Raw genomic sequence first — 12881 nt, forward strand, 5'->3', positions numbered from 1 at the left:
GCGCGCGAACGCGCGGGCGATGCCGAGCCCGATCCCCTTGCTGGAGCCGGTGACGATCGCCGTCTTGCCGGCGAGCTTCACGCAGTCAGGCCTTCGGCAGCCTCGAGGAATCGCCGAGCGAGCCCGACGGCCTGCCCCGCCGGGACGCCTCCGGGAAGGCCGTTCGGATAGCGGGTCGGGACGTAGTACTGGTCGAGCTGCTGAGCAGCCTCGCGCAGGCCGCTGAGTAACGGGAAACGGTCGCGCAGCCCCTTGAGCGCCTTTTCGGCTGCCTGCTGGCACATGAAACACGCCTGGGCGTGGTACCCTTCCCGAGCGCCCAGCTCGGCGTAGGCCAGGTCGCTTCGCGCCTGGGCGAGCCAGCGCTGCGCCTCAGCTTTCGGCTGTTTCATGCACCACGACCCCCTCCGTCAGCACGTGCTCGATGAACGGGTTCTCCTCGGCCCGCATCTGTTCGACCTCAGCCGGGGTGTAGATGAGGAGATCCAGCCGGGGCCAGACATCGTAGAGGCCGGCGAAATCGCGGTGGCGCTCGAGGAAGGGCCGCTCGGTCTCGGCGATGACCACGAGGTCCAAGTCGCTCCACTCGTCGGCCTCACCCCGGGCTACGGATCCGAACACGATCGCCTTGCGTGCACGCCGGAGGTGCGGCGCCAGGTGCCGCTTCAACCCTTCGATATCCCGGAGAACGAGCGCGTTCATGCGAGCATGCCCAGTCTACCCGACGACGGCCTCGTGCTCCGAGCAGCGTCGAGCCTCGCCGGGACGACTGTGAACGAGCCGCGACATTGACCCGGGACCGGCGGGTCTCTAGACTCGTGACGGAGACTTCGACCATGGGACTCTTCCGCGCGACCGGTCGCCTCGCGGGACCCGAGGGACGCAGCGAGCAGGTCGAGCTGCTCGTCGACACCGGGGCAACGCTCCTCGTGGTGCCTCGCCCGCTCGCCGAGCGCTTGGGGCTCCGGCCCGAGCGCTCGCAGCCGGTCGTGATCGCCGGGGGCCAGAAGGACGAGTGGCCCGTGGCCGAGGTCCGCCTGGCCGTTGGCGGTCGCGAGGTCACGACGCCCTGCTTTATCGCTCCGGGCGGCCCCGCCCTCCTGGGAGCGGTGGCGCTGGAGAGTCTGTTCCTGGCCGTCGAGCCGGTGGCCAAGCGCCTGGTGCCGGTCGAGGGCTTCGTGGGCGCATAGCGCCTTCACTTCGACCGTACACCCCTGAGGAATCGCAGGACGGCGCGGTTGAAGGCGTCCGCCTGCTCGATGAAGAAGCCGTGGCCGCCGGGCAGGATGGCCAGCCGGGCGCGCGGGATGCGCCGGGCCAGCGCGCGCGAGAATGGCGGCGGCGTGAGGACGTCGTCCTTGCCGACCAGGACCAGGGTCGGCGCCTTGATGGCGCCCAACCGCGTCACGCGCGTGCCGTTCCACTCGAGGATCCCGCGGGCCTGGCGCTCGATGGCCTCGGGCTTGGTCTGGTGCGGATAGGCCAGCGCGCGCTGGAAGGTCGTCTCCACGTTCTCCTTCTTTCCCAGGAACTCCGGGCTGAAGATCCACGGGTAGAGCACGTAGCGGTACCGCTCCTCGACAGGGACGCGATAGGCCAGCGAGATCCACGCCTCGATCGTGTGCAGGAAGCGCGGGTCCGCCTCCGCCCAGGTGCAGGCCAGCACCAGGGAGCGCACCAGCCGCGGGTGGCGCAGCGCCAGCTCCTGGGCGATGGTGCCGCCCATCGAGGCGCCGATCACATGCGCCCGCGCGATCTTCAGATGGCCCAGGAGCGCCGCCGCGTCGTCGGCCATCTGAGCCGTGGTGTAGAGGGGCTCCGGCGGCAGGTCGGTCTCGCCCACGCCGCGGTTGTCGAAGGTGATGACCTGGAAGTGCGGCGCCAGCGCCTTGACCTGGAGCACCCAGTTGGCGGCGGGCGCCGACAGTCCGTTGATCATGAGGACCGGGTCGCCGCGTCCGGCGACTTCGTAATGCACCCGGATGCGGTTGACGACGGCGTACGACATGTCAGGCCCTCGGAGGGATGATGGTGACCTTGATGGACGTGGGGTCGCGATGCGCCACGAAGGCCTCGCCGATGGCGTCGAGGCTGAAGCGGTGGGTGATGAGCGGGCGCGCGCTCACCTGCCCCGTCTGGACCAGGCGCAACGCCTCCGGGAACTCGTCCTGGTAGATCATGGAGCCCATGATCGTGATCTCGCGCCGGACGACCGAGAAGAACGCCACCGAAGTGGCGGCGTGCGGCAGCCCCGTCAGCACCACCCGCCCGCCCGGCCGTACGAGCGCAAGCGCGTGCTCGACGGCCTCCGGAGTCCCCGCGGTCTCCACGACGAGGTCCACGCCCTCGCGGCCCGAGAAGCGGCGCGCGGTCGCCTCGAGGCCGCCGTCACGGACGGAGTGGGTTTCCTCGGCGCCGAGCTGGCGGGCCAGCTCGAAGCGCCCGGGCGAGCGGCCCACGACCAGGACGCGCGCGCCCCGCGACCTCAGCACCTGGAGCGCCAGCAGCCCGAGCGTGCCGCCGCCCACCAACGCCACCGTCTCCCCGGCGCGCGGCGCGCCGCGGTTGATGGCGCGCGTGACGACCGCCAGCGGCTCGGTCAGCAGCACGTCCTCGTCGGCGAGACCCGCGGGCACCGGCCAGCAGCAGCGCGACGGCATGCGGACCAACTCGGCGAAGCCTCCGTCGACGTCGATCCCGACGGCCGTCCGCTCCAGACAGAGGTTGCGGTTGCCTTCCAGGCAGAGGTGGCAGCGGCCGCACGAATAGTTCGGCTCGACGACCACGCGCATGCCCGAGCTCAGCCGCGTCACGTCAGGGCCCACCCTGTCCACGACGCCGACGAACTCGTGGCCCATGATGCGGGGATAGGTGACGGCCCGGAAGCCGGTCCAGATGCGGTAGTCGGTCCCGCAGAGCCCCGCCGCCACCACGCGCACCACGACCTCGTCGGAACCAGGCTGGGGCTCCAGCACCGGTTCTACGCGCAGGTCGCGCGGGCCGTGCAAGACGGCGGCTTTCACGGTCGCCAATCTACTTGAGGACGAGCAGAGGCATCAACTTCTGCCCTCCTGGTCCCGGCTATATATATGTAGGGCGCCAAACGAAGCTTAGGCATTGAAGTCACATAGTATCAGCATCTTAGAGCCCATGATCTCGCAAAGAGCTCGAAGGCTGGGATCAGGCGGCCGAGTGGCCGCCGTCCAGGAAGATCGTCTGCCCGGTCATGAAGTCGGAGGCGGGCGAGGCCAGGAACACGGCCAGCGGCCCGATCTCTTCCGGCCGGCCGATGCGCCGGGCCGGGATGTCGCGGACGAGGCGCTCGCCGAGCTTGGGGTCCTGCCAGGCCGGCGCCGACATCTCCGTGTCGAACCAGCCCGGAGCGATGGCGTTGACCTGGATGTTGTGGCGGGCCCACTCGACGCCCAGCGCGCGAGTGAACGCGATGACGCCGCCCTTGGTGGCGGCGTAGCTCGCGTAGCCCGCCAGGCCGACCGCGGCCATCACCGAGGCGAGGTTGATCACCTTGCCCGAGCGCTGGCCGATGAGGTGCGGGGCGGCCGCGCGACAACCGTTGAAGACGCCCGTCAGGTTCACGTCCACCATCAGGCGCCACTCTTCCGGCGGCGTCTCCGCCAGGGGGATGACGTGGGCCACGCCGGAATTGTTCACCACGACGTCCAGCCGGCCGAGCGCGGCGACGGCCCGGGCCATCAAGGCCTCGACCTGCTGGAAGCTGGTGACGTCGGTGGGGACGGCGAGCGCGCGCCGGCCGCTCTCCTCCACCAGGTGCGCCGTCGCCTCGAGGTCGGCCTTCGACCGCGCCGCCACCACCACGTCAGCGCCGGCCTCGGCCAGGGCCTGCGCGATGGCCCGCCCCAGGCCGCGGCTGGCCCCGGTGACGACGGCGACCTTGCCGGTGAGCGGAGTCACTCCTCTTCGAGTCGGCGTACGCGGCGGTCCAGATCCGAGTACGAGACGCGAATCACGCCCTTGACCTCCTCGAACCCGGCCCGGACCTCCGCGCGCAGTCCTTCGATCTTCTGGTCGATGTTCTCCGCGACCTCTTGAATTTCCCGACGCGTCTGCGTCAACTGTGCGTCGACCTGCCCGAAGCGGGTGTCGACCTGCGCGAAGCGGGCGTCCACCCGCCCGAAGCGGGCGTCCACCTGCCCGAAGCGGGCGTCCACGTCGGTGAACTGGCGCCCGAGAAACTCAATCAGCCGCCGGTACTCGTCGTTCGTCATCCCATTGCAGACAATACACCGCCGACGCTGCCAAGCGCGCGTGTCGATTTGAATACATCAAGCGCCTCGCCGTCGATCACCGATACAACTCTTCCAGCACGTCGCGATACTTCTGCGTGACGACCTTGCGCTTCACCTTGAGCGTGGGCGTCAACTCCCCACCCTCCTGGGTGAAGTCGCCCGGGATGACGGCGAACTTTTTGATCTTGGCGTAGGACTGAAGCTGCGAATTCTTCTCCTCGACGATCCGGCCGACACGCTCGACGACCTTGGGATGCTTGACGAGCACGGCGGGATCCGCCGCCAGGATCCCCTGCTCCCGGGCGAGCTTCGCGAGCTCCTCTGGGTTCAGGGTGATCAGGGCCACCGGATACGGCCGCCGATCGCCGTAGACCATGGCCTGGCTGACGAACGGATCGCCCTTGAGGAGGTTCTCGATGTTCTGCGGCGCGACGTTCATGCCCCCGGCCGTGACGATCAGGTCCTTCTTCCGGTCGGTGATGAAGAGGAAGCCCTCGTCGTCGAGATGGCCGATGTCGCCGGTGTGGAACCAGCCGGTCGGCTCGAACACCTCCCGCGTCGCCTCCGGCTGCTTGAAGTATCCGCGCGTGGCGATGTTCGGGCCCCGGGCCAGGATCTCGCCGTCCGGGGCGATCTTGAGCTCGACGCCGGGCAGGGCCTGACCGACCGACCCGAACTTGAAGTGGCTCAGCCGGTTGAAGGTCAGGACGGGGCACGTCTCCGTGAGGCCGTACCCTTCCAGGATCAGGATCCCGGCCGCGTGGAAGAACTCGGCGATCTCCCGCGACAGCGGGGCGCCCCCCGACACCGCCCACTGGAGCCGACCGCCGAGCGCCTGGTGCAGCTTGGAGAAGACCACCTTGTGGGCGATCCGGTGCTGGAGGGCCAGGCCGAACGGAATGGGCCGATGCTGCTGCTGCCGGCGGCTCACCTCGCCGCCCACGTCGAGTGCCCAGTGAAAGATCCGCTTCTTGAGCGGCGAGCCGGCCTGCACACCGGCGAGGATCTTGGCGTACACCTTCTCGAAGACGCGGGGCACGCTGCAGATGAAGTGCGGACGCACCTCCCGGAGGTTCTCGCCGACCTTGTCGAGGTTCTCGGCGAAGGCCGTGGTGAGGCCTTTGGAGGGGCCGAGGAAGGACTCGAGCCGAGCGAAGGAGTGGGCCAGTGGCAGGAACAGCAGGTGCACCCAGCCCTCCTCCACCGGCGTCGTCTGGCCCGCCGCCGTCACCGCCGCGATGTGGTTGGCGTGGGTTTGCATCACGCCCTTGGGTGGCCCCGTCGTGCCCGACGTGTAGACGATGGTGGCGACGTCCTCCGGCCTGGTCGCGGCCAGGCGCTCGGCCAGCGTCGAGCCGAGCGACGCCTGCTTGTCGCGTCCGAGCCGGCGCAGCGCTTGCCACGTCAGCACCATCTTCGGCGGCTGGGGCGCGTCGTAGCCCGAGATGACGACGATCTGCTCCAGCGCCTCCATCTTCGGCCGCGCCTCCAGCGCCTTGGCGAGCTGCCCCGGGTCCTCCACGATCAGCGTCCGGGCTTGCGAGTCGTTCACCACGTAGGCGATGAGATCGGGCGGGTAGCTCGGGTAGATGGGCACGGTCACGCAGCCGGCCGTGAAGATCGCCATGTCCGCCTGCACCCACTCGGCGCGGCTTGCGGAGAGCAGCGCGACGGCGTCGCCCTGCCGGCGACCCAGGGCGATCAGCCCCAGCGCTACTTCCTTGACGGCATCGCCCACCTGCCGCCAGCTGAGGGTCTCCCAGGTCCCGGCCCGCTTGAACTGCTGCGCCGGGCCGTCGCCACCGCGCTCGACCTGGCTCCAGAACATGCGCGCCAACGTGTCGTCAGCCATCGCCAACCTCCCGGGAAAGCGAGCAGGATCGGGGGGTTTGGGAACATACCACGCCCGCTTTGACGCGCCGCACGAAATCGCTTGACAGCGATAACGCGGCGCGTTACGCTCCGCACCGACCGACAGATACTCAACCACAGAAGACATGAAGGGGGAAACGATGGACGACAAGGCTAGAGCCCAGGAGATGTACAGCCAGTTCGCGGGCAAGGCGATCGAGACGATGACCGTCTGGGCGGAGATCAACCAGCGCGTGCTGCGCGACCTGGTCGAGCTGGGCGCCGGCACGGCCAAGGAGGGCATGCGGCTCTACTCGGAGCTGTCGCGCAACGCCATCGAAGCCGTGAAGGAGGGACAGGCGACGGCGCTCCGCTGGCAGGCGAGCTTGAGCGAGGCTTCCTGCGATCCGGCCGCGTGGTACCAGAAGACGCTGGCCGAGAGCGTGAGCGGCGCCCAGCAGGCCTTCCGGCGGGTCGAGGAGAACGCGCAGGTGCTGACCCGCGCGGCCGAGCGCCTGCAGGCGACCGCCGAGCAGGCGGGCAAGGGCATGCAGGAGTCGCTCGCCGGCGCCGTGTCGAAGATGAAGGAGATCTACGCCAGCAACTGAGCGACCGTCTCCGGTCGCGCGTGATGACGGCCCGGCCCGCGCCGGGCCGTCGCCGTTCCCGCTACTTCTCGGCGCGCCGCTTTTCCAGCCGCTCCTCGAGCGAGCGCAGGCGTTCCCGCAGCGCGGCCACCTCTTCCCGAAGCCGATCCGCCTCGGGCTCGGCCTCGCGCTTGGGCTCCGGGCGGCTCGCGGGCCCGCCCCACCCCGCGCGCGTGGACCACTCGCGGAAGATCCGGTCCATCTCCCGCTGGCTCGAGATGATGCCCTCCAGGCTCGACTTCATGGAGCGTTGCACGAACTCCTGCCAGGCCTCCCCGTGCTTGATGAGCTGGTGCAGGAACGGCGCGGGGAGCGCGGTGCGGTGGTGCCGCTCGTTCTCGAGGATGATCTGGGCCAGCGTCACCGACGTCAGATCCTCGCCGGTGGCCGCGTCCACCACGGAGATCTCCTTGCCCGCGCGGATCATCTCCTCGATCTCGTCGAGGGTGACGTACCGGCTCTCCTGCGTGTCGTACAGCTTGCGATTCGAGTACCGCTTGATCACGTACGCCCCTTCCTCCGATGTCGCGCGGAGTCTAACACCCCGCGTCAAGCACGACAAGACACGGGGTGTTACACTGGCGTTTTTCCAGGCCGGGAGGACCCTCCATGAAACTCAAAGACCGCACTGCCCTCGTGACCGGGGGCTCCCGTGGAATCGGACGCGCCATCGCGCTGGCGCTGGCCGAGGAGGGAGCGGACGTCGCCGTCAACTACGTCTCGAGCGACTCGGCGGCGCAGGACGTCGCGCAGAACATCGGCAAGATGGGACGCCGCGCGGTCCTGGCCCGCGCCGACGTGAGCGACTACCCGGACACTTTCCGGATGGCCCAGGACGTGCTCCGGGAATTCGGTCACCTGGACATCCTCGTGAACAACGCCGGCGTCAACTCCGACAAGACCTTCGTCAAGATGGACCACGCGTCGTGGCGGAAGGTGCTCAGCATCAACCTGGACGGCGTGTTCAACTGCACCAAGGTCTTCATCGACCAGATGATCGGGCAGAGCTACGGCCGGGTGGTGAACATCACCTCGGTCATCGGCCAAATCGGCAACTTCGGCCAGGCCAACTACGCCGCCTCCAAGGCCGGCGTCGCCGCCTTCACGAAGTCGCTGGCCAAGGAGCTCGCCGGCAAGGGCATCACGGTCAACGCCGTGGCCCCGGGCTTCGTGGAGACCGAGATGCTGGCGGGCATTCCGGACAAGGTGCGCAACAAGCTGCTCGAGCAGATCCCGCTCAAGCGGTTCGCAACGGCGGCGGAGGTCGCGCGGGCCGTCGTTTACATGGTGTCGGCCGACGGCGACTACATCACCGGCGCCGAGGTCTCCATCAACGGCGGCTTGCTGATGTAGCCGGCCTCAGCGACGGCGGCGGCCGAGTCCGCCGGTGAGCATCGAGAGGCTGAGCGCCCCCCAGAGGGCCATCGTCCGGGCCGCCCAGGCCCACGGCTGAAACGCCAGCAGACCGACGGCCGAGGTCTCGGGCGGGCGCTCGTAGGTGACGGCCGTCTTCGGCGGCATCACCCAGGCCTCGCCCACCAGCACCTCCTCGCCCTGCTGGTTGCGACAGACGGTCGAGAGGCGGATGCGGTTTCGCTTCGGGATCACTTCCAGCACCTCGACCCGCACCGTGATCGTGTCCCCGGGCCGGACGGGCTTCACGAACTTGAGGCTCTGCGAGAGATAAATCGAGCCCGGCCCCGGCAGCTCGGTGCCGATGACGGCGGAGATCAGGCCGGCCGTGAAGACGCCCGGGGCGATGGGCTCGCCGAACGACGTCGACGCCGCGAACTGCGGGTCGCTGTGGAGCGGGTTGTAGTCGCCGACGGCGTCCACGAACTCGCCGATGTTGGCCCTGTCGACGTGCCGGACCAGCTCGGCGGAATCCCCCTGCGCCAGCTCCGCGATCGTCTTACCGATCATGCATGGGACCTCGGGCCCGCCGCGACCGGTGGGCTCCCCAGCCCGCGGGCCACCTCGTCGAGCCGACGGAGCAGCGCGTTCACGCCGTCTTCGAGGCGCTCGACGCGCTCGTCCAGCTCCACGATCTGGCGGGCCACCGCCGTGAGCTGGGCCCGCGACGGGATGTTGAACGTCTGCAGCGCCCCCTCCAGCGACTGATCCGTGGCCTTCTTGGCCGGCCCGTAAGCGACCAGCCACTGGTCGAGATAGCGGCCGAGCATCTGGGCGAACGCGTCGGTGTTCATGGCCTGGCCCATGGCGCGCGACCAGGCGTCGATCGACTGATCCAGGAACTGCTTCCACTGGCTCGTGGCGTCGGGGCTGATCGGCGTCTGCGCGAAGACCCGCGCCCACGCCTGCACCCACTGCTCGATCACCGGGCGCCAGAACGTCGTGGGGTCGGTTGGCGCCGCCGTCGGGGACTCCCTCAGGAGCCGCGCCCAGGCCTGGGCCCCGTCCTCGAACTGCTTCTTCCACAGGTCGAACAGCTGCTGACTCGTGTCAACCATCTCTGACTCCCATCGTAGTCCCGAAAACGCCTCGCGCCAAGCGCTTCGCCGCCCCGTTTCAGTCCGATCGCGGCGCCAGCCACCCGGAAACCTTCGGCCAGCAATGCATCGCGGCGCCCCGGCCGGCGATGAGGGAGATGTGCCCGCCGGGCAACTCGACGTACTCCTTGTCACGGCTGGACACGACGTCGATCAGCGCCCGGACGCAGGCCGGCGGCGCGATGTAGTCCTCGGTGGCGCCGACGACGAAGACCGGACAGCGGATGGCGCTCAGGCGCACCGGCCGGCCCCCGAACCGGAGCTCGCCGCGGTAGAGCTTGTTCTCCTGGTAGAAGTCGCGCACCCACTGGCGGAAGAACTCGCCCGGGAAGGCCACGTACTCGTTGGCCCACCGGTTGAGCGCGCTGAACCCTTCCACGTACTTGTCGTTCCAGAGGTTCCACCAGAGGTTGAGGTTCATGGAGAGGTCCATCGTCGGCTTGAGCAGCTTGAAGCCGGCCTTGACCATGTCGGCCGGGATCGCCCCCAGCGTGTCCACGAACCGGTCGACGTTGAAGTACTTCTTGTCGAGCCACAGCCCGAAGAGCCCGACCTTGGAGAAGTCGATGGGGCCCGCCATGTTGATGAAGCTCCGCACCGGCACCTCGGGATAGGCGGCGATGAACGCCGCCGAGAGCGGTGCCCCCATGCAGTAGCCGAGCACGCTCAGCTCGTGGGCGCCCGACGACTCCAGCACCTTGTCGGCCATGCGGGGCAGGATCCGGGTGACGCAGTCCTCGACCGTGAGCCCGTTGTCCTCGGGGCCGAAGACGCCCCAGTCGAGCAGGTAGAAGTCGAACCCCTGCCGGGTCATGTGCTCGATGAAGCTGCCCCCGGGCAGGAGGTCGAAGATGTACGGCCGGCTGATGCCGAGGTTGGGCACGAACAGGACGGGCGTGCGGAACGTGCGCAGGGACTCGTACCGGTACAACCGCGACTTGTTCTTCCGGTGGATCTCCTGGCGCGGGGTCTGCCCCGTCCGGGGCTCGCGGGGATCCACGATCATCGCCGCCAGGTTCTTCATGCGGCGGAAGTTGCGCTCGATCTCCTCCTCCCAGTCAGCCATTCCTGAGCGACTCCTTTCTCGAGTATCCAGGACTCATTGCATCGCGAACATCGACCCGAGCTTCATGGCCAGACCCATGTCGCCCTTCAGCTTGAGTTTGCCCGACATGAAGAGCATCTGGCCCGACTGCTTGTTGGAGACCATGTCGAGCCAGTCCGGCGCCGACATGGAGAGCGTCAAGTTCGGGTTCGTGCCTGGCCCCTGGTTGACGGTGCATGCCCCGTCCTTGATGATCGCGTGCCAGGTGCCTCCGCCCTCGCCGCTGATGTCGTACTGGATCACCGCGTTGCTCCCGGCGGCCTTGTCCGGACGGAAGCGGCCCGGCATCTGCTCGAATACCTCTTTCACGGTCGCCATGGTCGGCCCTCCTTTAGATTCTGCGGCTCGCCCTGCGCTAGATTCGCTCGCCTCTCACCTTAGAAGGTGAACAGGTCCATGCCCCCGGTCACCGTGAGCACGGCCCCGGTGATGTAACGCGCGCGCTCGGAGCAGAGGAACGCGATGGCCCAGGCGACATCCTCGGGCTCCCCTTCGCGCTGCATGGCGACGCGCTTGACCATGCGGTCGTACATCGGGGAGAGCTTCGCGTTCGGCCCGATGATCCCGGGCGCGATCACGTTACAGGTCACGCCGTGGCGGGCACCCTCCAGGGCCACCGACTTGGCGAAGCCCACCAGCCCCATCTTCGTCGTGGCATACGCGGTCTGGCCGAACCCGCCCATCAGCCCGGCGATCGACGCCATGCAGACGATCCGGCCCCAGCGGCGCTCGCGCATGCCGGGGAAGACCGCCTTGGTCACGTTGAAGGTCCCGGTCAGGTTGATGGCCAGGTTGAGCTCCCAGTCCTCGGGACGGGTGTCCTTGATCTGGGCGACCGTGTAGATGATTCCCGCGTTGTTGACGCAGATGTCGACGGGGCCGAGATCGCGCTCGACCGCGGCGACCACGCCGCCCACCTGGGCGGCATCGCGCACGTCGCAAGGGTAGCCCCGCGCCACGCCTCCCGCGGCCGTGATCTCCTTGGCCGCTTCCTCGGCGCCCTCCGCGTTGAGGTCGAGGATGGCGACCCGGCAGCCCTCGGCCGCCAGCGCCTCGGCGTCGGCCCGCCCCAGGCTTCGGGCCCCGCCCGTCACGACGGCGACGCGGTCACGGATCCCGAGGTCCACCCTACTTCCCCTTGAAGCTCGGCTCGCGCTTGGCGAAGAAGGCCTGGATCCCCTCGGCGGCATCCTCGGTCTTCAGCGTCTTGAGGAAGGCGCGGGTCTCGATCTCGAGCGCCTGGTCGATCGGCGCGTCCAGGCCGTCGTCGACCGCCTCGAGGATGAGCCGGCTGGCGATCGGCGGCCGCTTGGCGAGCTGGCGGGCCAGCGCCTTGGCGTCGTTGAGCGTCTCGCCTTCCTTCGAGAGCCGGTTGACCAGGCCCAGGGCCAGGCACTCCGCCGCCGCGACCTGCGTCCCCAGGATCATGAACTCCAGAGCCTTGGCCCGTCCGATGAGCCGGGGCATCCGCTGGGTGCCGCCGAAGCCGGGGATGATGCCGAGGTTCGACTCGGTCTGGCCCATGCGAGCCGATTCCTTCAGGAGCCGGAAGTGACAGGCCATGGCGATCTCACAGCCGCCACCGAGCGCGTGGCCGTTGAGGGCGGCGATGACTGGCTTGGCGAACCGCTCGATCTTCCTCAGCACGCCGTTGCCGAAGCGGATGAACGCGTCGACGGTCCCGCTGGAGAAGGCCGAGCCCAGGTCGGCGCCGGCGCAGAAGATCCGGTCGCCCGCCCCCGTCAGGATGACCGCGCGCACGGCCTCGTCGGCCTCCACGGAGGCCAGCGCCTCGTTCAGCTCCTGGATGAGGCGCTCGCTGATCGCGTTGGCCGGCGGGCGGTTCAGGGTGATCACGACGAAGCTCTCTTCGCGCGAGAGCATCAGGGTTTCAAACGCCATGGACGCACACTCCCTTGAGGAAGATCGACGCCACCGGGTCGGCGGCCTCGCTGAGACGGTAGGCGCGCTTGCCGAGCACCCAGGACGTCGCCACCTGGTCCATGGCGCCGAAGAGCACCTTCGTCGCGACCTTCACCGGCACGTCGGAGCGGATCTCGCCGGCGGCGATGCCCTCCTGGAGGATCGCGCCGATCAGCTCGAAGTAGGCGGAGACCTCCTGGGCCGAGGCGCCGCGGAAGAACTTGTGGCCCTGGCGCAGCTCGACCTGGACGACCTCGGCCAGGTCCGGCTGCCGCTCCAGCACGCTGAAGTGCAGCGCCACCAGCCGCCGGATCTTGGCCACCGCGCTGGGCTGGCCGGCGATCTCGCGCCGCGCGTAGGCCACCCACTCCGCCATCTTCTCGCGGAAGAGCGTGACCAGGATCTCGTCCTTGGTCTTGAAGTAGAGGTAGATCGTGCCGCTGGCGATCCCCGCCTCGCGGGCGATGTCGGAGACGCGCGAGTTGTAGTAGCCGTTGCGCGCGAACACGCGGATGGCCGCGTCGATGATCTGTTGAGGCTTGCCCGGGTCGCGCATGGCAGGTCGCTGAATCGTTGT

At 68.7% G+C, this 12881-nt stretch carries 18 protein-coding genes; 3 read left to right on the forward strand and 15 right to left on the reverse strand.

The window, feature by feature from the left end:
* Positions 1-77 precede the first annotated feature (77 nt).
* Together VGV13_01780 and VGV13_01785 are read right to left on the reverse strand one after the other, a co-directional pair.
* The gene (locus VGV13_01780; GenBank protein HEV8639811.1) at positions 78-392 is read right to left on the reverse strand and encodes a HEPN domain-containing protein; all 315 of its coding nucleotides are present in this window, start codon (positions 390-392) and stop codon (positions 78-80) included.
* The gene (locus VGV13_01785; GenBank protein ID HEV8639812.1) at positions 373-702 is read right to left on the reverse strand and encodes a nucleotidyltransferase domain-containing protein; all 330 of its coding nucleotides are present in this window, start codon (positions 700-702) and stop codon (positions 373-375) included. The genes VGV13_01780 and VGV13_01785 overlap by 20 nt, the downstream gene beginning before the upstream one ends.
* Before the next feature lie 134 nt (positions 703-836).
* Between VGV13_01785 and VGV13_01790 the strand changes: the two genes are divergently transcribed.
* On the forward strand, positions 837-1190 hold the full coding sequence (locus tag VGV13_01790) for an aspartyl protease family protein (protein HEV8639813.1): 354 nt from the start codon (positions 837-839) through the stop codon (positions 1188-1190).
* Positions 1191-1195: 5 nt separating this feature from the next.
* Here the strand turns inward: VGV13_01790 and VGV13_01795 are convergent, their stop codons facing one another.
* From VGV13_01795 to VGV13_01815, 5 genes are all read right to left on the reverse strand, one after another.
* The gene (locus VGV13_01795; protein ID HEV8639814.1) at positions 1196-2008 is read right to left on the reverse strand and encodes an alpha/beta fold hydrolase; all 813 of its coding nucleotides are present in this window, start codon (positions 2006-2008) and stop codon (positions 1196-1198) included.
* A gap of 1 nt (position 2009) precedes the next feature.
* On the reverse strand, positions 2010-3023 hold the full coding sequence (locus VGV13_01800; GenBank protein HEV8639815.1) for an alcohol dehydrogenase catalytic domain-containing protein: 1014 nt from the start codon (positions 3021-3023) through the stop codon (positions 2010-2012).
* A gap of 157 nt (positions 3024-3180) precedes the next feature.
* A complete protein-coding gene (locus VGV13_01805; protein ID HEV8639816.1) occupies positions 3181-3933 on the reverse strand; it encodes an SDR family oxidoreductase in 753 nt (250 codons plus the stop codon).
* Positions 3930-4247 (reverse strand): hypothetical protein, encoded by a 318-nt coding sequence (locus VGV13_01810; protein HEV8639817.1) that lies wholly within the window; start codon positions 4245-4247, stop codon positions 3930-3932. The genes VGV13_01805 and VGV13_01810 overlap by 4 nt, the downstream gene beginning before the upstream one ends.
* A 76-nt stretch (positions 4248-4323) precedes the next feature.
* Positions 4324-6120: a long-chain fatty acid--CoA ligase gene (locus VGV13_01815; protein HEV8639818.1), complete on the reverse strand. Its 1797-nt coding sequence runs from the start codon at positions 6118-6120 to the stop codon at positions 4324-4326.
* A gap of 160 nt (positions 6121-6280) precedes the next feature.
* Between VGV13_01815 and VGV13_01820 the strand changes: the two genes are divergently transcribed.
* A complete protein-coding gene (locus tag VGV13_01820) occupies positions 6281-6727 on the forward strand; it encodes a hypothetical protein (protein ID HEV8639819.1) in 447 nt (148 codons plus the stop codon).
* A 61-nt stretch (positions 6728-6788) separates the two neighbouring features.
* On the opposite strand, the gene VGV13_01825 is transcribed toward VGV13_01820, so the two are convergent.
* Entirely contained in the window at positions 6789-7271 is a 483-nt protein-coding gene (locus VGV13_01825; GenBank protein HEV8639820.1) for a polyhydroxyalkanoate synthesis regulator DNA-binding domain-containing protein, read from the reverse strand.
* A gap of 104 nt (positions 7272-7375) precedes the next feature.
* Between VGV13_01825 and VGV13_01830 the strand changes: the two genes are divergently transcribed.
* Positions 7376-8119 carry a 3-oxoacyl-ACP reductase family protein gene (locus VGV13_01830; protein ID HEV8639821.1) on the forward strand — a complete coding sequence of 248 codons (744 nt, stop codon included), beginning with the start codon at positions 7376-7378 and terminating at the stop codon, positions 8117-8119.
* Positions 8120-8125: 6 nt separating this feature from the next.
* On the opposite strand, the gene VGV13_01835 is transcribed toward VGV13_01830, so the two are convergent.
* The 7 genes from VGV13_01835 to VGV13_01865 are packed head-to-tail and all read right to left on the reverse strand — an operon-like array spanning position 8126 to position 12860.
* Positions 8126-8689 carry a MaoC family dehydratase gene (locus VGV13_01835; GenBank protein HEV8639822.1) on the reverse strand — a complete coding sequence of 188 codons (564 nt, stop codon included), beginning with the start codon at positions 8687-8689 and terminating at the stop codon, positions 8126-8128.
* The gene (locus tag VGV13_01840) at positions 8686-9237 is read right to left on the reverse strand and encodes a hypothetical protein (GenBank protein HEV8639823.1); all 552 of its coding nucleotides are present in this window, start codon (positions 9235-9237) and stop codon (positions 8686-8688) included. Before VGV13_01840 ends, VGV13_01835 begins: the two co-directional genes overlap by 4 nt.
* 58 nt (positions 9238-9295) lie before the next feature.
* A complete protein-coding gene (locus VGV13_01845) occupies positions 9296-10342 on the reverse strand; it encodes an alpha/beta fold hydrolase (protein ID HEV8639824.1) in 1047 nt (348 codons plus the stop codon).
* A gap of 33 nt (positions 10343-10375) precedes the next feature.
* On the reverse strand, positions 10376-10699 hold the full coding sequence (locus VGV13_01850) for an SCP2 sterol-binding domain-containing protein (protein ID HEV8639825.1): 324 nt from the start codon (positions 10697-10699) through the stop codon (positions 10376-10378).
* A 59-nt stretch (positions 10700-10758) separates the two neighbouring features.
* Positions 10759-11508, reverse strand: coding sequence for a 3-oxoacyl-ACP reductase FabG (gene fabG, locus VGV13_01855; GenBank protein HEV8639826.1), 750 nt, complete (start codon positions 11506-11508; stop codon positions 10759-10761).
* A 1-nt stretch (position 11509) separates the two neighbouring features.
* On the reverse strand, positions 11510-12283 hold the full coding sequence (locus VGV13_01860; GenBank protein HEV8639827.1) for an enoyl-CoA hydratase-related protein: 774 nt from the start codon (positions 12281-12283) through the stop codon (positions 11510-11512).
* Complete coding sequence (locus tag VGV13_01865) at positions 12273-12860, reverse strand: TetR/AcrR family transcriptional regulator (GenBank protein HEV8639828.1); 588 nt, start codon at positions 12858-12860, stop codon at positions 12273-12275. The genes VGV13_01860 and VGV13_01865 overlap by 11 nt, the downstream gene beginning before the upstream one ends.
* Between the last annotated feature and the right edge of the window lie 21 nt (positions 12861-12881).

Source organism: Candidatus Methylomirabilota bacterium, from assembly GCA_036001065.1.
GTDB lineage: Bacteria > Methylomirabilota > Methylomirabilia > Rokubacteriales > CSP1-6 > MNEF01.

Bases quoted from the DNA above. Each gene is read 5' to 3' on its own strand.
- VGV13_01780 (HEV8639811.1), bottom strand. From the start codon at position 392: ATGAAACAGCCGAAAGCTGAGGCGCAGCGCTGGCTCGCCCAGGCGCGA.
- VGV13_01785 (HEV8639812.1), bottom strand. From the start codon at position 702: ATGAACGCGCTCGTTCTCCGGGATATCGAAGGGTTGAAGCGGCACCTG.
- VGV13_01790 (HEV8639813.1), top strand. From the start codon at position 837: ATGGGACTCTTCCGCGCGACCGGTCGCCTCGCGGGACCCGAGGGACGC.
- VGV13_01795 (HEV8639814.1), bottom strand. From the start codon at position 2,008: ATGTCGTACGCCGTCGTCAACCGCATCCGGGTGCATTACGAAGTCGCC.
- VGV13_01810 (HEV8639817.1), bottom strand. From the start codon at position 4,247: ATGACGAACGACGAGTACCGGCGGCTGATTGAGTTTCTCGGGCGCCAG.
- VGV13_01815 (HEV8639818.1), bottom strand. From the start codon at position 6,120: ATGGCTGACGACACGTTGGCGCGCATGTTCTGGAGCCAGGTCGAGCGC.
- VGV13_01820 (HEV8639819.1), top strand. From the start codon at position 6,281: ATGGACGACAAGGCTAGAGCCCAGGAGATGTACAGCCAGTTCGCGGGC.
- VGV13_01830 (HEV8639821.1), top strand. From the start codon at position 7,376: ATGAAACTCAAAGACCGCACTGCCCTCGTGACCGGGGGCTCCCGTGGA.
- VGV13_01835 (HEV8639822.1), bottom strand. From the start codon at position 8,689: ATGATCGGTAAGACGATCGCGGAGCTGGCGCAGGGGGATTCCGCCGAG.
- VGV13_01840 (HEV8639823.1), bottom strand. From the start codon at position 9,237: ATGGTTGACACGAGTCAGCAGCTGTTCGACCTGTGGAAGAAGCAGTTC.
- VGV13_01845 (HEV8639824.1), bottom strand. From the start codon at position 10,342: ATGGCTGACTGGGAGGAGGAGATCGAGCGCAACTTCCGCCGCATGAAG.
- VGV13_01850 (HEV8639825.1), bottom strand. From the start codon at position 10,699: ATGGCGACCGTGAAAGAGGTATTCGAGCAGATGCCGGGCCGCTTCCGT.
- VGV13_01860 (HEV8639827.1), bottom strand. From the start codon at position 12,283: ATGGCGTTTGAAACCCTGATGCTCTCGCGCGAAGAGAGCTTCGTCGTG.
- VGV13_01865 (HEV8639828.1), bottom strand. From the start codon at position 12,860: ATGCGCGACCCGGGCAAGCCTCAACAGATCATCGACGCGGCCATCCGC.